Below are 18,090 nucleotides of genomic sequence, written 5' to 3'. Positions count from 1 at the left end.
CAACGACTCCTGGACGCATTTCCGACCCAGGCCTTATCCCCAAGGCGCAGAGTGTTCGGACTGCCGGCACGGGATACAATCCATGCGGGCGGCCTCGGTTTCCGCCGACGTCCCGGCTACTCAAAGTGTCGCGGATGCCGGCCATCGTTCGGGGATGCAGGTGCTTGAGGCGGCGATTATCTCCGCCGCCCCCGGTCGGTATCGAGCTTACACGGCAGGCTCTCGAAGCGATGGCTGTGCCGCTGCCGGCGGTGTGCGGTGCGCAGGAGCGTGAGGCGCCGAACGGATCCGGCTCCGGTGGGTTTCCCGCATGTCGGCCACGAAGCACCCAGACCAAGTGGCGCGATCGAGCGCTGTAATCCTCCTGACACCTGCAGGCGATGATGGCAGAAACCCGAACAGCCCTGATCGCGGGTGCGAATGGCATCATCGGCAAAGGACTGATGCAGGAGTTCGCGGCCGCAGGCGGTTGGCGCATGCGAGCTCTGTCACGCCGGCCGCACCCGTCGCACGAGGCCATCGCGACGGACCTTACAGATCGTGAAGCGACCCGAGCCGCCCTCGTCCAGGCTCGCGATACCACGCACCTGTTCTACGCAGCCCTCGCGCCACAGCCGAGCCTCGCAGACGAGGACCGCGTGAATGGCGGGATGCTGCGCAACCTGCTCGATGGGCTGGAGGCTGTCGGCGCGCCGCTGAAGCGGGTGGTGCTGTATCAGGGCGCGAAGGTCTACGGTGTTCATCTCGGACCGGTTCCGGCGCCCTTCTACGAGGACGATAACCCGCGCCACATCGGGCCGAACTTTTACTTCACTCAGGAGGGCGAGCTGCGGGCCCGGGCCGATCGCGGCGGCGCGGCTTGGTCGATTCTGCGACCGGACGTGGTGGTTGGCGACGCCGCCGGAAACGCCATGAACATCGCCATGGTGATCGGCGCCTACGCCGCCCTTTGCAGGGTTGAAGGAGCGGCGTTCCGCTTTCCGGGGCCGGCGCACGTCTACGAGGGCGTGTTTGCCCAGGTGACCGACTCCCGCGCCCTTGGCCGTGCGAGCCTCTGGGCCGCGACGTCCGACGCCGCGCGCGGTGAGGCGTTCAACTACGTGCACGAGCCGTTCCGGTGGCGACGCGTCTGGGAGAAGCTCGCCGTCGCGTTCGAGCTGCCGCTCGGACCACCGGTTCCGATGCGTCTGGCCATGCACATGGCCGACAAGAAACCGGTCTGGGAGCGGCTGGTTGTCGAGCAGGGCTTGAGCGACCTTCCTTACGAGAGCGCAGTCGGATGGAGCTTCGGCGACTTCGTGTTCCATAGCGACTTCGATCTTGTCTCCGACATGGGCAAGATCCGACGCGCCGGGTTTGGAGAGAGCGTTGATAGCGTCGCCGCTCTGGTGAGTGCCATTCGCAGCCTGCAAGAGGCGAAGGTGCTGCCGCGTTAGCCGCGCCGACCGCTCATCAACAGAACCGGACATAGCCGCGAACGCCAAGCAGGACCGCAAGGATTTGCTCGGGCTGGCTGAGGCCAGCAATGGCACTCAGGTGCTAGTGAAGGCCGCCCTACATAATCTCCGCAAGATCGGGCGGGACGGCTACCGCTATTCGGACGTCGGCTTGGTCACGACCGACCTCCTGCCGCGCCCCGCATCGCAGCGGACGATTGCCCAGGCTCCGCCAGATCGATCGCGAGCAGGAGGGCTCCGCGCTGATTGCGGAGCTGGATGCCTGCAACCGGCGCTTCGGGCGCGGGGCGGTCGTCCCGGCTGCCAGAGGGCTCGCGTCGAAGCGCGAATGGTCGACCAAGTTCGAAATGCGCTCGCCGCGTCACACGAGCCGGCGGGACGAGATCCCGGGGGCGGCAGCCTGAAGCTTTGAGCGATGCGAGAGCGCATCCGGGTGGCGTCCAACGGGAAGGACGCGCTTCCAACTGCGGCGCATCGAAAAGGTATGGCCAGGACAGAGCGGCGAAAATCACGCTCAATGGTGCGCCGCCAGCATTCAAACGGCGATGGCGACCATCATCACGTTCTCGGCGAACGAGACGAAGCCGAGCGGCACCTTCCTCGACTCGCCGACGCAGGCGCCCTTGATCTTGCGCGCGTCGACGTAGACTGCCTTGAACACCAAGACCGCCCCAATTCCATCGATGAACGGAGCCACCGGGATGGACAGCCAATCCAGGGCACCCGCTACCATAAGGACGCCGGCGCCGACTTCCAGATAGGCGTAGCGCACCCCGCACGCAGCCAGGAGGTCGTAGCCGAGGAACATTGACGAGAAGGTCTCGACGTCCTGGAGCTTGAGGAGGGCGAGCACGCACATGCTGAAGGCGATGAACCATTCGGCGGTGCGCATCGTAAGCGGCGTAGCTCGCTGCCAAGGCCATCAGCGCGGTCATCGAGAACACCGCGGGCACGGGCCTGTACGTCATGGCGTTTGGACCGTTTGCCGCCTTGCCGAAATGGCGCTGGAGGTCGTCGGGCCGCCGACGCGCTCGCCGTCGACGAAGGTCTGCGGCGTCGACTTGACGTGATGCTCGGATTTGAAGCGGTCGGTCATCCGGTGATCCTCGACCTCGCAGCACCGGCGTTCGAGGAGATCCTTGGCCTTCAGTCCGTAAGGACAGGTGTGTTCGGAATGACCATCCAATGGAGGACGGCCTTTCGGGCTGGTGACGACATGGACAGCTCCTTCAATGCAGGTCGGGGACGGTGTCGCTACTCGGCAGAAGCCCGGTGGCGTGTCGCCTCCTCGTTGGGTTCGGCGCGGGATCGGTGGCCAGGCGGCAGCGTCCACCCCTTCACGAGCGCATAGACGGCGGGGATCACAACGAGGGTCAGCGCGGTGGAGGAGACCATGCCGCCGATCATCGGCACGGCGATGCGCTGCATGACCTCCGAGCCTGACCCGGTGCTCCAGAGGATCGGGACGAGCCCAGCCATGATGGCGACGACCGTCATCATCTTGGGTCGCACCCGCTCGACCGCGCCGACCATGATGGCGCGTCGCAGGTCCGCCCGCGTCGGAGGCCGCCCCTCGCGTACGCCCCGGGCCTGCTCCTCGTCCCAAGCGTGGTCGAGGTAGACCAGCATGATCACGCCGGTCTCGGCGGCAACGCCGGCGAGCGCAATGAAGCCCACCGCCACCGCCACCGACATGTTGAAGCCCATGAACCAGAGGAGCCACACCCCGCCGACCAGGGCGAAGGGCAGCGACAGCATCACGATAAGCGTCTCGGTCAGGCGCCGGAAGTTCAGGTAGAGAAGCAGGAACACGACGAGCAGCGTCAGCGGCACCACGATTCGCAGTCGCGCCTCGGCGCGTTCCAGATATTCGTACTGCCCGCTCCATTGCAGGGTCGTACCCTGCGGCAGCTTGACCTCGTCGGCCACGGCCTTTCGCGCCTCGGTCACGTAGCCGCCGAGGTCGCGGCCGGCGATGTCGACGAAGATGAAGACCGCGAGTTGCCCGTTCTCGGTGCGGATCGAGGTAGGCCCTCGGGTCAGCTCGACCTTGGCCACCTCGCGCAGGGGCACCGTCCCACCGACCGGCAGCGGCACCTGCACCTCGTCGGCAATGGCCCGCGGGTCCGATCGGAAGGCGCGCGGGTAGCGCACGTTCACCGTGTAGCGCTCGCGGCCCTCGACGGTATTCGTCACGGCCTGTCCGCCGAGCGCCGTCGCCACGACGTCCTGCACGTCTCCGACCATCAGGCCGTAGCGCCCGAGCGCCTCGCGGTCGGGGGTGATGTCGAGGAAGTAGCCGCCGATCACCCGCTCGGCATAGGCGCTCGACGTGCCCGGCACGGCCCGGACGACCGCCTCGACCTGCCGGGCGACGGCTTCCATCTGCTTGAGCTCGGTCCCGAGCACCTTGATGCCGACCGGCGTGCGGATGCCTGTCGAGAGCATGTCGATGCGTGCGCGGATCGGCTGCGTCCAGGCGTTCGAGACGCCCGGGAACTGGAGGGCCGCGTCCATCTCCCCCTTGAGGCTGGCGAGGGTCACGCCTGGGCGCCACTCCGCCTTCGGTTTCAGGGCGATGACGGTCTCGAACATTTCCATCGGCGCGGGGTCGGTCGCCGTGTTGGCACGGCCCGCCTTGCCGTAGACCGAGGCGACCTCCGTGAAGCTCTTGATGATCCGGTCCTGGGTCGCGAGGAGTTCGCCCGCCTTCGTCACCGAGATCCCCGGCAGGGTCGTCGGCATGTAGAGCAGGCTGCCCTCGTCGAGGTCGGGCATGAACTCGGAACCGAGTTGCTGGGCCGGCCAGACGGTCGCCGCCAGCACTCCGACGGCGAGCAGGATGGTGACAACCCGCGCCCGCAACACGCCCGCGATGAGCGGTCTGTACAGCCAGATGAGCAGGCGATTGAGCGGGTTGCGATGCTCCGGGATGATCCGCCCGCGCACGAACAGCACCATCAGCGCCGGAACGAGCGTCACCGACAGGAGCGCGGCGGACGCCATGGCGAAGGTCTTAGTGTAGGCGAGCGGACCGAACAACCGGCCTTCCTGGCTCTCCAGGGTAAAGATCGGCAGGAAGCTCACCGTGATGACGAGGAGCGAGAAGAACAGCGACGGCCCGACTTCGGACGCCGCCTCGACCAGGATCTCGACCCGCGGTGTCCCCGGCGGCGCCCGCTCCAAGTGCTTGTGCGCGTTCTCGATCATCACGATGGCGGCGTCGATCATGGCGCCGACCGCGATGGCGATGCCACCCAGGCTCATCATGTTGGCGCCGATCCCGAGCGCCTTCATGCCGGCAAAAGCCATCAGGATGCCGACCGGCAGCATCAGGATGGCGACCAGGGCGCTACGCACATGCAGCAGGAAGACGATGCAGACGAGGGAGACCACGATGCTCTCCTCGACCAGCGTGTGACGCAGGGTATCGATCGCCGCGTCGATGAGCTGGGAGCGGTCGTAGACCGGCAGGATCTCGGTGCCGGCCGGCAGGCTCCTGGCCACCTCGGCGAGCTTCACCTTGACCCCTTCGATGACGCTGAGGGCGTTCGCGCCGAAGCGCTGCAGGACGATGCCGCCGGCGACCTCGCCCTCGCCGTTCATCTCGGTGATGCCGCGGCGCTCATCCGGCCCGAGCTCGACCCGGGCGACGTCCCGCACCCGCAGAGGCGTGCCCCCCGCGGTCTTCAGGACGATGTTCTCGATGTCGGAGACGCCCCGCAGGTAGCCGCGGCCCCGCACCATGAACTCGAACTCGGAGAGCTCGACCGTGCGGCCGCCGACATCGGCGTTGCTCGACCGAATCGCGTCGCGAAGCTTGTTGAGGCTGATGCCCTGGGCGCGCAGGCGGTTCGGGTCAACCACCACGTTGTACTGCTTCACGAAGCCGCCGACGCCGGCCACCTCGGCCACGCCTTCGGCGCGCGAGGCGCCGAAGCGGATCACCCAATCCTGGATCGAGCGCAGCTCGGCGAGCGTCCGCTCCTTGGCCACCACGACGTATTGGTAGACCCAGCCCACGCCGGTCGCGTCGGGTCCGAGCGTCGGCGTTACGCCGACAGGCAGGCGGCTCGCCGCCGCGTTCAGGTACTCCAGAACCCGGGAGCGGCCCCAGTACGGGTCGGTGCCGTCCTCGAAGATCACGTAGACGAAGGACACGCCGAAGAACGAGAAGCCGCGGACCACCTTCGCCTTCGGCACCGTCAGCATGGCGGTGGTGAGCGGGTAGGTAACCTGGTCCTCGACGACCTGGGGCGCCTGCCCGGGATACTCGGTGTACACGATGGCCTGCACGTCCGAGAGGTCGGGAATGGCATCGAGCGGCAGCGTTCGGAGCGCCAGCATGCCGGCCGCGACGGCGAACACCGTCCCGACCAATACGAGGACGAGGTTGCGGGCGGACCAGTCGATGAGGCGCGCGATCACGGCGTACCTCCCGCGTTCGCCACCTGTCGGTCGTCCATCGGAGCGGCCAGGGACTGAAGCGCTGCTCTCAGATTGCTCTCGGCGTCGATCAGAAAGTTCGCCGCTGTCACCACCCGATCGCCGGCCGCGACGCCGTCGCGAATCTCGGTGAAGCCCCTGCCGCGGACGCCGACCTTCACGGCCCTCGGCTCGAAGCGGCCCTCGCCGCGATCGAGCAGCACGACCTGCCGCTCGCCCGTATCGATGACCGCGTCGTCCGGAACCGCCACCACGGGCTTCGCGTCGCCGATGGCGATCTCGACATCGGCGTACATGTCGGGCAGCAGCAGGCCGTCCGAATTCGCCAGCTTGATCCGCACCCGGGTTGCCCGGGTATCGGGGTTCACCTGAGGGTAGACCACCGCAATCTTGCCGGTGAACGCCCGGCCCGGGGCCGAGCGCAGGCGCACGGTCACAGGCTGCCCCACGCGCACCCCGGCGAGGTCGCGCTCAGGCACGTCGGCCAGCACCCACATCGTCGAGATGTCGCCAATCCGGAACAGGGTGTCGCCGGCTGCGGCCTTCATGCCCTCGACGGCGGTCCGCTGCAGGATGAGGCCGTCCCGCGGCGCAGCCCACGTGATGGCCATCGGCACCTTCCGGGTGCGCTCCATCTCGTCGATGACGGCCTCGGAGACGTTCAGGTTCTGCAGCCGGCGGCGCGCCCCGTCGAAGCCCGGGTTGGCGATCAGCTGGGCGGCCGCCGCGTTGATCTCGGGCGAGTAGACGTGGACCAAGGGCTGGCCCTTGCGGACCCGGTCGCCGGTGGTGACGTTTTCGACGTGGTCGACGTAGGCGTCCGAGCGGGTCGCCACGACGGTGACGCGGCGCTCGTCGAGGGTGACGGTGCCCGGCACACGCACCGGCTGGGCCACCACCCGCTGTTCCGCCACCTCGGTCCGGACGCCGGTGCGCTGGATCTTGCCGGGCGAGACGGTCACGACGTTCCCGCTCTCATCCTCGCCCGCGTAGACGGGGATGTAGTCCATCCCCATCGAGTCCTTCTTCGGCAGCGGCGAGGTGTCCGGCAAGCCCATCGGGTTGCGGTAGTAGAGAACGCGCCGGTCGCCGCCTGCGGGCTTGGCGCCCTCGTCCTGCGCCATGCCGTGCCTGGACATGTCGTGGACGGCCACGTCGGCGGGCATGGCCTCGCCCTCGTCGGGGTCGTCGAAGCGGACATCCTCGCTCGCCCGGACAGTCCGGAACTCGCGCCCGTCCTCGGTGACCATCTGGGATGCCGAGTAGACCGGCTTCCCGTCTGGATCCTGATAGTAGACCACCGGCCCAGTCGCCTTTGCCGCAGTAGGCGCGACCGCCTGGCCCGTGCTGGCGGTCAGCCAGTCGGCCAACCGCGACCGAGCGCGCTCGGCCAGCGACGGGACGACTTCGGAACGGGCCCGTTCCACGAGGGCCGTTATGGGGTTCTCCCCATGCCCCGCGACGTAGCCGACGCCCCCCGCCGCGAGCGCGACGAGGGTTCCGGCGAGCCATGCGGACCGGCTCATTTGACGGCCTGGAAGACCAGCTTGCCCTCGACCGTGCCGGTCTCGCCTTGGACCTTGGCCCCGAGCGACAGGCGCCAGCCACCGGCCATCGAGAGCTTGGCCTTGAAGCGGTACACGCCGGGCTCCGTCGAGGGCACCTGCTCCACCTTGGTGATCATCTCGTCCATGCTGTCGGGGGCCATGTCGAGACGCGTGGCGAAGATCACGGCGTCCGGCACAGGCTTGCCGCTGCGCTTGTCGACGAGGCGCACGGCGACGACGGCCTCGCCGACCTTCGCCTCCTGGTGGACGAGCTGGAACTGGTAGTCCTTGATGCCTGCCAGGGCGGGCACGGTCAGCACCGATGCCGACAGGCAGGCGCCAAGCAGCGCGGCCGACACGGCGCGCGCGAAGGGGTTCTTGGTCACGGGTAATCTCTCCTGAACGCGATGGATGGCGGCGCGCGGGCGCGCGTCACCGTGCCGGCGCGAGCGCCGGCGGCATCGGGTTCAGGCTCGGGGAGGCTCGGGTAACGGGGTCCCGTGCACGCTGGCGAAGGCCTCAAGGTTCGGCCAGCTCACGCTCATGCGGCTCGCGACAGGCACTGGGACCGGCAATGGGGTCGGCAGCAGCGAGGCCACGCTTGCCAGGCACAAGGCCATCAGCGGGCAGCCCTTGGGGCAGTCCGGCTTGGTGGCCTCCGATTTGGGGCAGCACGGCATGTCGTCCATGCCCATGTCAGCCATGCCGACGGACGTGGTCTCGTCGCGGTCCACGGCGGCGTGGTGCATGTGCCCTTGGGTCATGCCGTGGCTGGCCATGATCACCGTGTGATGGCCCGCCATCGACCCATGCATGCGCGCGGTGGCCGCCGGGGCGGTCACCGGCGTCAGGGCAAGGCTGAAGACCGCCAGAAGCGGCAACAGTCGCCGGAGGGCGAGCCAGAACATCACGGAATTCAGGATGCCAAATTTCGGGCCGATACGGAAGTCCGTCCGGCGGTTCGAGGAACGGCACGGACGCGGTTTGATTGCGCCGGGCCTCAGGCGGGCTCGGCAGAGTAGCCAGCCTCGGCGATGGCCCGGGCTATCCGGTCGGCCGGTCCCGTGACATCGGACACGCTCACCAGCTTCGCGCCAGGATCGACCTCGACGCCGGTGGTGGGCTCCACACCCTGGACCGCACGGGCGACGAACTTGGCGCAGCTGCCGCACCCATCTTCTCGACCTTGAAGCGGACCATGGCGCTCACCTCTCGATGGCGTCCCAATGAGATGGGGCTTCCCAGGGTTAGAAGGTCATCTGGGGGAGGTCGCCCGTTTAGGTCGGGTAGGCCGCGGTCGATGCGGCGTTACGGTCTTGATGGCCCTGTCGGATGCCCTCCAAGCCGAGCCAGCCGGTATAGAGGCCAACGAGGACGATCAGCGCGGCGGAGGCGTACGGCGCCCTCCGGGCGAAGGCGCCGAACCCAGACCAGCGCGAGGCGACGTGCTTGACGCTGAGTGCTGCCAGGACGCCAGCCGAGACCATCGTCAGCGCAAGGCCGATGCTGAAGCAGACCACCAGCGCGAAGCCGAGGCTGAACTGCTTGAGCTGGATGCACAGCAGCAGGACCGTGATGGCCGCCGGGCACGGGATCAGGCCTCCCGTCAGGCCGAACAGGACGATCTGACCGGTCGTCACCTGCCGGCCCGCGAAGCGGCGGCGGATGTCCTCGGCATGGGCCCGGGCGTGGGCGTCATCCTCGTCGCCCAGGTTCATGTGCCCGTGGTCGTGCTCGTCGAACGCGATCTCGTGGATTTCGCCCCCGGACGGTCCCTTCAGGACCAGCCGCGCCGTGAAGGCGTGCGGCTCGGGAATCGTCTCCAGGCTCTCGAGGAAGTCGCCTCCGTTCGCGAAGGCGAATGTCTGCCGGCCGCCATCGGGACGGACCGTCTCGACGAGGAGATCGCCGGTCGGCGGCAACTCGCCCCCCTCGGCCCGCACCCGCCAGCGCGGCGGCGCACCGTTCTCGAACACCTCCAGGGTTAGCAGCCCGTCGGAGGTCGCGACGTGCTTCGCCTCTTCGTGATGGTGATGATGGCCTTCGTGCTGCTCCCGCCAGGTGCGCCACGCCATCCAGACCGCGATGCCGACGATGAGGACCGCGGAGGCGAGCTGGAGGTACGGCTCGGGGTCCTCGCCACCCCATTCCCGTCCGAGGTACTGTCCGCCCAGCGCGATGATCCAAACGACCGCCGTGTGGGAGAGCGTGGCCGCCAGACCGAGCAGGACTGCCTGCGTGACCGTCCCGCGCACGGCGATGATGAAGGCCGCCATCATCGTCTTCGAATGACCAGGTTCCAGGCCGTGCAGGGCGCCGAGGAGGATCGCGCTCGGCACGAACAGCCAGGCGTGCGCGGTCCCTTGCCGCAGCAGGTCAGACAAGGAGGTCATGAGGTCTCGTCACTTCAGGTAGGTCCGCACCACTTCGATCAGCTCGGCGGCGCCCCTGGCGCGCTCCGCGTCCGGCTCGGCGTCCGGGTTCACGACGTGATGGCGAATGTGGTCTTCCATCAGCTCGGCGGTCAGGCCGTTGATGGCCCCGCGCATCGAGGCGACCAGCATCAGGACGTCGCTGCAGCCGAGCTCGGCTTCCAGGGCCCGCTCGACGGCTTCCGCCTGTCCCTTGATCCGGCGCACCCGCGCCAGCAGCTTGGTCTTGTCCTTGATCGTGTGAGCCATGGGTCGGCTTTGCGTCCTTAGTGATATATAGGGGGGTACCCTATGTGATGTCGAGCGGAATGTGCTCGACGGCGTGCCAAGGCCGTACCATGAAGAAGGACGACCCCTGCATCTCGGTCTGCCAATTCGACGGCCGGACGGGGTGGTGCCTGGGCTGCGGGCGCACGATCCCCGAGGCTCGCGCGTGGCGGAAAATGACGCCCTTCCGGCGGACGTCCCTCATGCGCGAGCTGCCGCGCCGGGTCGGACAGGTCGCCGGTACGACAGACCAAGCAGACGGCAGGCAGAGGGGTAAACGCAGCCGTTAGGATCCGAGGCATCGAAACGCCTGGCCGGTGAGGGACCACCCCGTGCGACACGGGACACGTCGCCAACTGTCCGGCAACGGAAGCGTGGCAGCGGGCGTTGATCCGGTTGAAGCCCCACGGAAGTCGCCGTTGGCCCGTCCCTCCCACCAGTTGGCTGGCAGTCCGGCCGTCGTGGCCGGGTCGACCGACTGAACCGGCCCGTCCCTCCCGAGTCGGACCATGACCACCGTGCCCCCCAATCCCCCGCTTCCCGGCTTGCTCTGGGCGATGAGCTTCGACGCGAGGGGGTGCGGCCACCCCATCGTGCCAGGCGAGCCACTCCCGGACCTCGACGCCTTCGGCGAAGGATTCGTATGGCTGCACTTCGACCTGAAGGCCGCCAACCTCACGCCCTTGCTCGACGCTGGGCACGTCGGCCCGCCCGCGCTCTTCGAGGCCGTCTTCCGGCCTGACGAACACCAACGCGTCACCGTCGAGGGCGGCCATATCGGCGGCGTGGTAGCCGACCTCGCCCGTCCCGGAGCCAAGCCGGACGCCGCCGGACGCCTGCACTTCATCTTGGGGCCCCGCTCCCTGGTGAGTGGACGGACGGGGCTAGTCGAAAGCCCGGGCGCCGCACGGGAGAGCGCCGAGAAGGGTCGTCCGATACCGTCCCCCGTGCTGCTGCTGGAGACGATGGTGGGCTACGTGGTCGCGTCCATGTCCGAGACCGGCCAGCGGCTCGCCGATGAACTCGACGGCATCGAGGACCACGTCATCGATGGGCGCGTGCGCGATGAGCGTCGGCGCCTCGGGCCGATCCGGAGAGCCGCGGTGCGGCTCCATCGGCAGTTGCTCGGCCTCTCCGCGGTGTTCCATCGGTTGGAGGACGATGACGCGGCCCGGCACCTGCACGGACCGGCCGTCGACGCCGCGGCACGCCTTGCCCAGCGGCTTGACGCCCTGGACCGTGACGTGAGCGCGATGGGCGAGCGTGCCCGGCTGCTGCAGGACGAGGTCGGCGCGCGCGTGGCGGAGGAGAGCAACCGGCAGCTGTACGTCCTCTCGGTCCTCTCAGCCTTGTTCCTGCCGCCGACCTTCATCACCGGAATGTTCGGCATGAACGTGAAAGGGCTTCCCTTCGCGGACGATCCACACGGATTTGCCTTCGTCGCCGGGCTGTCGCTGGCTTCGGCGGCGGTGACCTACGGCATCATCCGCGCGCTCGGCATTCGTCCGCCGCGTGGCTGACTTGCCGTCCTGGCCGTGACACCCCCTGACCGCGAGCGTCATGGCCGGACTTCTCTGGGACGTCTTCGGCGAAATTCAGTGCAAGCGGGGACTTCGGCGGCTTGGCCTCGGTGGAGCCGGTGACCGAGCGGGATGCCCCGATGGAAAGCCTGAAAACGAACGTTCCCAGGAAACCGATCCGGACCTGAAATTCATGCGGCTCGCGCGATCAAGGTGGACGCAAACAGGCGTACCGATCCGGTCCACTGCCCATGAATGGGAACGCCCTTGGGTGCGGGATGCGGACTACAGTGGAACGGACGACGGTGCATACCGCAAACGGCAGGAGGCAAATCCGCTCAAATCTCGGTCGCAAACTTTGAGTTTATGTATCGACGTCAATTTAATCGCGGACTACCCGTCGAAGTAAATGATTTCTAGGGCACGATACTGCGCAAAATTGGCATGGAACCGTAATTCGCCGTGAGCCGTTGCTGCGGTCATTCGATCCGACCACCCGAAGCGAACGGAGATCTTCATGCGCCAGGCAGTCATCATCGGCTTCTTCGCCGCCGCGTTCGTGGGCCTTGCCGCCCCCGCGATGGCCGAGGAGACCACCGTCATCCGCCGCGACGGCCCCGCCGTCGTCGACCACCGCGACACCGTCGTCGAGAAGCGTGAGGTCACCACCGGCACCGTCGATTGCGGCTCGAAGACCGTCCACAAGGAGGACGGCATGGGCAACTCCAAGACGATCCACAAGGAAGGATGCAACTGAGACGCCGCCTCGCTCCTTCGTCTGACACTTCAGGAGACATCCTCATGACGAACAAACTGCTTCTTGCCCTTGCCACGGCCGGCGTTCTGGCCTTGCCCGTGGCCGCACAGGCGCAGGGCACCCTACGCGGCGCGGCCGAGGGCGCTGCGGTCGGCGCCGATGCAGCGGGCCCGGTCGGCGGCATTGTCGGCGGCGCGGTCGGCGCGGCCACCGGTACGGTGGGCGGCATCCTCGGTGTCGACGACCGTCCCCGCTTCCGTAGCTACGTCCGCGAGCGCGGCGTGAGCTCGTCCAGCTGGGGCGGGCCTGTCCAGGTCGGCACCGTGCTGCCGGACGACGGCGTCACCTACTACGACATGCCCGCCGAGTACCGGGCGCGGCCCGGCTACCGCTACACCGTCGTGAACAAGCAGCCGGTGCTGGTGGACCGCAGCCGCCGCATCGTCGAGGTCATCGACTGATCGGCCCGTCGGCCTAAACCGCCGACACGTGCCTGACCCCGCCCGGCCGCAGCCGGGCGGGGTTTCTTTATCTGGTCTTATGCGTTGTCCGTGGACGTCGCTAGCCGCGTGCTCCAACCGGTCCAACGCCGCTTCGGAACGGTGACGACGCGCCCCGGCGCCCGGCGCATCGACCGGGAATCGGAGCGTGAAGACCTGAACTCCCGCGCGCGACGCCCGTCGCGTTCCCTGGACGAAGCCGAATGCCGCCGGATGACGGCGACGCGCCGAGGAGCCCACGCCGCATGCCAGCCAACGATGCCGTCGCCCCGCGTCAGCCGGCCCAGGTGCCGCCGCCCCTCGTCCCGGGCCTGCGCGGCCTCCTGACCCTCGCGGTCGGCGTCGTCCTCGTCGCGGCGCTCTATTTCGGGCGAGAGGTGTTCATCCCCCTCGTGCTGGCGGTGCTTCTCAGCTTCGTCCTCGGGCCGGTCGTCAACCTGCTGCGGAAGGCGAAGCTCGGGCGGGTGCCCTCCGTCATCGTCGCGGTCCTGCTCGCCCTCGGTGTCCTCGGCGGCATCGGTGCGCTCATCGGCACCCAGGTCGCGGGGCTCGCCGGCAACCTGCCCCAGTACCAAGCCACCGTGCAGAGGAAGGTATCGGGCCTGCAGCAGGGCTGGCTCGGCGAGGCCAACCGCGTCCTGCAGAAGTTCAACCATCAGGTCCACGACGTCACCCAGAAGGCTGACGCCGCGGGCACCACCGCCGCGACCGGACCGGCAGGCGAGACGCCCAAGGCGCAACTCGTGCGGGTCGAGGAGCCCGAGCCCTCGCCCCTGGCGCTGGCCCAGAAGGTGCTCGGCCCCATCGTGTCGCCGCTGACCGACGTCGGCATCGTCCTCGTCGTGGTCGTGTTCCTGCTCCTGCAGCGCGAGGACCTGCGCAACCGCATGATCCGCCTGTTCGGATCGAGCGACCTGCACCGCACCACCGTGGCCATGGACGACGCGGCCGGTCGGCTCGGCACCTACTTCCTCGCCCAGCTCGGCATGAACGCCGCCTTCGGGGTCATCGTCGGGGTCGGCCTCTGGCTTATCGGCGTGCCCAACCCGCTCCTGTGGGGCGTGTTCTCGGCCATCATGCGCTTCGTCCCCTACATCGGCGCCGTCGCCTCCGGCATCCTGCCCGTGGCCTTGGCGGCAGCGGTCGACCCCGGCTGGTCGATGGTCATCGCGACCGCGGCGTTGTTCCTGATCGCCGAGCCGATCTTTGGACAGGTGATCGAGCCGCTGCTCTACGGCCACTCCACTGGACTCTCACCCTTCGCGGTGATCGTCTCGACCCTGTTCTGGGGCTTCCTGTGGGGGCCCATCGGCCTGATCCTGGCGACCCCGTTCACCGTCTGCCTCGTCGTGCTCGGCCGCCATGTCGACAGCCTGGAGTTCTTCGACGTCTTGCTGGGTGACCGGCCGCCCCTCACGCCGGTGGAGAACTTCTACCAGCGCATGCTAGCCGGTGACCCGGACGAGGTCCGCGACGTCGCGGAGGCGATGCTGAAGGAACGCTCGCTATCCTCGTACTACGACGAGGTGGCGCTCAAGGGCCTGCAACTCGCTGCCAACGATTTCGCGCGGGGCGTCGTCACGCCGGCGCAACTGGACAACATCCGCGCCTCGGCCCGCTCGCTCGTGGAGGACTTCGAGGACCATCCGGACGCGGAGCCGGAACGCGACGACAAGGCGGTCAACCCGAGCGAGACGCCGACGCTGGCCGAGCGGACCCATACCAGGACCGAGGCCGTACCGGGGCAGGCGTCACCCCGCGATGCCCTTCCGGAGGCCTGGCGCGGAGAGGCGCCCGTCCTGTGCGTCGCCGGCCGCGGCCCCCTCGACGAGGCATCCTCGGCGATGCTGGCCCAACTGCTGCGCAAGCACGGGCTCGGCGCGCGCGTTACCCCCTATCAGGCCGTCTCCCGCGAGGGCATCCGCGACCTCGACCTCACCGGCGTCGCGATGGTCTGCATCTCCTATCTCGACATCACCGGGAACCCGGCGCACCTGCGCTACCTGCTCGAACGGATGAGGCGCCGGGCGCCTGGGGTGCCGGTGCTGGTCGGCCTCTGGCCGGTGGGCGAGCGTGTGCTCACCGACGCTGCGCTCGGCCGCGAGGTCGGTGCGGACGCCTACGTCTCCTCGCTCCGGGACGCCGTCGAGGCATGTCTGAGGGAAGCGGACGGCTCGAATCACGATCCGGCCGTCCCCTCTCCTCGGCCTGCCCTTGCGGTCGTCGCTTGACGGGCCAGCCCGCGTTGGCTCGCAAGCGTCTTCCCAGTTCTACCCCACCGGATCCATCGCAATGGGGTTGCCGACACACGGCGGTTTCGACCCGGGGGCAACAGGTCGAGATCGTCGAATCGATGGTCCAGCGCGCACGCGAGGTGCGAGAGGAGATCGCTGACCACGGACAGCGAGAGGAGGAGGCTCACACCGTCGCCGCCTGCCGATTGGAGGCTGGCGGCGACTGTGTCACCGCCGTCGATGACCTCGACCGACCGCAAGCCTGCGACCGCCAGGACCTGGGGCTGGACCAGGGGAATGGGCGTATCCGACAAGGCGGACTTCCTTCGACGCGTGGTCGTGTCCCGAGCCGATGGCCGGACGTTCAGGCGACGGCATCCACCGTAGGCATCTCGCCCAGGCCCAACGCCTCCGACAGGCAAGCACGCGCCCGGCTGACCCGGCTCTTCACCGTGCCGACCCTGCAGCGGAGCAACTCGGCTGCTTCCTCGTAGGTGTAGCCTTCGGCCCCAACCATCAGCAGCGCCATGCGCTGGGCCTCGGGAATACGGTCGAGGCGCTCCCGCAGCCGTTGCAACTCCACGACGCCCTCCTGTGCCGGCAGCGCGGTCATCGTCGCCGCGTGGACGCCGTCGGCGTCCTCGACCTCGCGCTTGGCCTTGCGCATGTCGCTGTAGAACTGGTTCCGCAGGATCGTGAACAGCCACGCGTTCATGCTGGTCCCCAATGTGAAGCGATGGCGGTTCGCCCACGCCCTCACCAGGGTCTCCTGCACGAGGTCATCGGCCCGGGCCGTGTCCCCCGCGAGGGAGAAGGCGAAACCCCGCAGGGCGGGAAGCGCGCGGATCAGGTCCTCGCGAAACGCGTCGTCGGGCTCGGAGCGCTCCGGGGAAACGACCTCGTCGAACCGGGCGACGAGATAGGCGAGCCGAGGCGGCAACCCCGTCGCGGCAGGCAGGGTGTAGTAGTCGCGCAGCTCCACCCCGAGCTGGTGCCTGACATGAGCGGCGACATCGACCGTAGCGTCAGGCGCCGCCCCGGCGGTCGGTAGCTTTCCGTTCATGCGCCTCGCCTCCGTCGCGTTCGAGTGGCTTCTAAGAGTCCCTCAAAACTGAACGACGGCGAAACTGGATACTAAATTCGCGTTCATCCAGGTCAGGGACCGACCGGCACTGCGCCGGGTCAGGGATGACGCGAAGGGCCCGCGGAACGGTTTGGCGCGGCCCGCCATCTCTGGTCCGTGGTCGGCAATATTCCGACCTGAGGGAGGCATTCGATGGTCCGCAAACCGATGCTGGTCATGCTCGGCGTTTTGACCCTGGCGGGTGGCGCCATCGCAACCTCGTCCGCTGCCATGGCGGATCCGCCTTGGACCCGCGGCGAACGTGGTTTCCGTCACGGTGGCCCGCCGCCCTGGGCTCCGGCGCATGGATATCGCCGCCACCGCGAGTTCAGCGGCTACGGTCGCAGGGACGCTCGCATCTACGAAGGGCGTCGCTACGGCGGCTACCGGGGCTACGACGGTTACGGTCGCTACTGACCCCTCGGCCTCGGCGGAAAGACCGTGGCACCAGCTTCCCTGGCGGGGCCCTGGTCCTGGAATTTGCCTTCGGCAGCACCAACGGAGGCGATGTGGACTGGTCCACGCCGGGTGACCGACACTCGGTCATGGGCCAACCCGACAGGGGGCCAACGGGCGAAAAAAGCCGCCCGGCGGGTTGGTCCCGACCGCCGGTGTATGGTCCCGGGATGAGGTGTGACGGATCGATCCTGAAGCGTTCTGGCTCTTTGGTCCAGACCTGAAGGACATGCTCATAGGGCGTGAGGCCGCGCAGGGTCTTCAGCCGACGGGCATAGTTGTAGGCGTCGACGAACAGCTGCAGATGCGCCCGGAGCTGTTCGTGGGTCTCGTAGTGGTAGCGCTTGACCGTGGCGTCCTCGATGGTGCGGTTCATCCGCTCGACCTGACCGTTGGTCCACGGATGGTTGGGTTTGGTCACGCGATGCTCGATGCCGTGCTCGTGGCAAACGCGATCGAACATGTGCCGGCTGTAGAGGGCTGTCGGGCCTGAGCGGTTGCGCGGGGCATGGCAGAATTGCGCCCCGTTGTCGGTCAACACCGTGTGGATCTTGTATGGCACGAACGCGACCAGCGCCCGGAGGAAGTCCGATGCTGTGTAGCGGTTGGCTTCCGCTTCCAGATTGACGAAGGCCAACTTCGAGGTTCGGTCGATGACCACAAACAGGTAGAGCTTGCCCTGTTCTGTCCTGACCTCAGCGATGTCGACGTGGACGTAGCCGATGGGGCAATCGGCAAAGCGCTTCTTCTTGGGCTTGTCACCTTCCATGTCCGGCAGGCGGCTGATGCCGTGCTGCTCCAGGCAGCGGTGAAGCGACGAGCGGGTCAGGTGCGGGATCGTCGGCTGTAGGCCGTAGAGGCGGTCGTCCAGCGGCAGCAGCGTATGCCGGCGGAAGGCGACGATATCGCCTCGTCCTCAGGTGTCAGGACCGTCGACCGAGGTTCTTTCGGCCCCATGGCGGCATCGACCGTCGACTGGCGTCCGCGCCATTTCTGGATCGTCGTCGGGCTGACGCCGTAGCGCTTGGCCGCCGCTCTCACACTCTCTTTACGGAGCTGTATTGCGCGACGGACCGCCTCCGTCGTGCGGGCGCTGCCGTGAAGAATTTGGCCCATAGCGCATCTCTTGCCGCATGGTGGTCAACCGTACCACCACACCGTGGGATCAAACACCTAGCAGTAGAAATGTAATGTGAAATCGAAAATCACTAGACGGTGTCGCGTGCTTCGAGCGCATTGCTGCATCAGGTCGGCTATCCGATCGTTTTTCAGGCATATAAGCCTGTCGGATTTGTATGTCGGTTAAACAAAGTGCGGGTGGTCAATAAGCTTGCTAATCAGCCTTCACAGA

14 protein-coding genes and 3 pseudogenes are annotated in these 18,090 nt (G+C 67.7%); 7 read left to right on the top strand and 10 right to left on the bottom strand.

Annotated features, from left to right (window positions below; all coding sequences use genetic code 11):
- Positions 1–380: 380 nt before the first annotated feature.
- Both OXS27_RS22745 and OXS27_RS22740 read left to right on the top strand, forming a co-directional pair.
- Complete coding sequence (locus OXS27_RS22745; protein ID WP_346733086.1) at positions 381–1,436, top strand: SDR family oxidoreductase; 1,056 nt, start codon at positions 381–383, stop codon at positions 1,434–1,436.
- Positions 1,437–1,654: 218 nt separating this feature from the next.
- Positions 1,655–1,861: a DUF4113 domain-containing protein gene (locus tag OXS27_RS22740; RefSeq protein WP_267358779.1), complete on the top strand. Its 207-nt coding sequence runs from the start codon at positions 1,655–1,657 to the stop codon at positions 1,859–1,861.
- Between the two features lie 131 nt (positions 1,862–1,992).
- Here the strand turns inward: OXS27_RS22740 and OXS27_RS22735 are convergent.
- The 8 genes and pseudogenes from OXS27_RS22735 to OXS27_RS22700 form a co-directional block, all read right to left on the bottom strand.
- Positions 1,993–2,675 (bottom strand): annotated as a pseudogene (locus OXS27_RS22735) (glutaredoxin).
- Positions 2,676–2,711: 36 nt separating this feature from the next.
- Entirely contained in the window at positions 2,712–5,885 is a 3,174-nt protein-coding gene (locus tag OXS27_RS22730; RefSeq protein WP_267358778.1) for a CusA/CzcA family heavy metal efflux RND transporter, read from the bottom strand.
- Positions 5,882–7,429, bottom strand: a complete 1,548-nt coding sequence (locus tag OXS27_RS22725) for an efflux RND transporter periplasmic adaptor subunit (protein ID WP_267358777.1) — start codon at positions 7,427–7,429, stop codon at positions 5,882–5,884. The genes OXS27_RS22730 and OXS27_RS22725 overlap by 4 nt, the downstream gene beginning before the upstream one ends.
- Positions 7,426–7,836 carry a FixH family protein gene (locus OXS27_RS22720; RefSeq protein WP_267358776.1) on the bottom strand — a complete coding sequence of 137 codons (411 nt, stop codon included), beginning with the start codon at positions 7,834–7,836 and terminating at the stop codon, positions 7,426–7,428. The genes OXS27_RS22725 and OXS27_RS22720 overlap by 4 nt, the downstream gene beginning before the upstream one ends.
- Positions 7,837–7,917: 81 nt before the next feature.
- Positions 7,918–8,361, bottom strand: a complete 444-nt coding sequence (locus OXS27_RS22715) for a hypothetical protein (RefSeq protein WP_267358775.1) — start codon at positions 8,359–8,361, stop codon at positions 7,918–7,920.
- An 89-nt stretch (positions 8,362–8,450) separates the two neighbouring features.
- Positions 8,451–8,650, bottom strand: a pseudogene (locus OXS27_RS22710) (heavy-metal-associated domain-containing protein).
- Between the two features lie 77 nt (positions 8,651–8,727).
- On the bottom strand, positions 8,728–9,843 hold the full coding sequence (locus OXS27_RS22705; protein WP_267358774.1) for a nickel/cobalt efflux transporter: 1,116 nt from the start codon (positions 9,841–9,843) through the stop codon (positions 8,728–8,730).
- 9 nt (positions 9,844–9,852) lie between these two features.
- A complete protein-coding gene (locus tag OXS27_RS22700; protein ID WP_053610357.1) occupies positions 9,853–10,131 on the bottom strand; it encodes a metal/formaldehyde-sensitive transcriptional repressor in 279 nt (92 codons plus the stop codon).
- A 47-nt stretch (positions 10,132–10,178) separates the two neighbouring features.
- Between OXS27_RS22700 and OXS27_RS22695 the strand changes: the two genes are divergently transcribed.
- The 5 genes from OXS27_RS22695 to OXS27_RS22675 all read left to right on the top strand — a co-directional run bounded on the left by OXS27_RS22695 (position 10,179) and on the right by OXS27_RS22675 (position 15,157).
- Positions 10,179–10,439 (top strand): DUF1289 domain-containing protein, encoded by a 261-nt coding sequence (locus OXS27_RS22695; RefSeq protein WP_346733085.1) that lies wholly within the window; start codon positions 10,179–10,181, stop codon positions 10,437–10,439.
- A gap of 219 nt (positions 10,440–10,658) precedes the next feature.
- On the top strand, positions 10,659–11,669 hold the full coding sequence (locus OXS27_RS22690; protein WP_267358773.1) for a transporter: 1,011 nt from the start codon (positions 10,659–10,661) through the stop codon (positions 11,667–11,669).
- Positions 11,670–12,186: 517 nt separating this feature from the next.
- Positions 12,187–12,426, top strand: coding sequence for a hypothetical protein (locus tag OXS27_RS22685; protein WP_267358772.1), 240 nt, complete (start codon positions 12,187–12,189; stop codon positions 12,424–12,426).
- A 44-nt stretch (positions 12,427–12,470) separates the two neighbouring features.
- Positions 12,471–12,887: a DUF1236 domain-containing protein gene (locus OXS27_RS22680; RefSeq protein ID WP_267358771.1), complete on the top strand. Its 417-nt coding sequence runs from the start codon at positions 12,471–12,473 to the stop codon at positions 12,885–12,887.
- A gap of 284 nt (positions 12,888–13,171) precedes the next feature.
- Positions 13,172–15,157: an AI-2E family transporter gene (locus OXS27_RS22675; RefSeq protein WP_267358770.1), complete on the top strand. Its 1,986-nt coding sequence runs from the start codon at positions 13,172–13,174 to the stop codon at positions 15,155–15,157.
- 367 nt (positions 15,158–15,524) lie between these two features.
- On the opposite strand, the gene OXS27_RS22670 is transcribed toward OXS27_RS22675, so the two are convergent.
- Together OXS27_RS22670 and OXS27_RS22665 are read right to left on the bottom strand one after the other, a co-directional pair.
- A complete protein-coding gene (locus tag OXS27_RS22670; protein ID WP_267358769.1) occupies positions 15,525–16,223 on the bottom strand; it encodes a sigma-70 family RNA polymerase sigma factor in 699 nt (232 codons plus the stop codon).
- Positions 16,224–16,896: 673 nt separating this feature from the next.
- A pseudogene (locus OXS27_RS22665) lies at positions 16,897–17,855 on the bottom strand (IS481 family transposase); the annotation flags it as partial.
- Positions 17,856–18,090: the final 235 nt, after the last annotated feature.

This window comes from Methylobacterium sp. GC_Met_3 (assembly GCF_026540775.1).
Taxonomy (GTDB): Bacteria; Pseudomonadota; Alphaproteobacteria; order Rhizobiales; family Beijerinckiaceae; genus Methylobacterium.
This window is presented reverse-complemented; position numbering and strand designations above follow the sequence as displayed.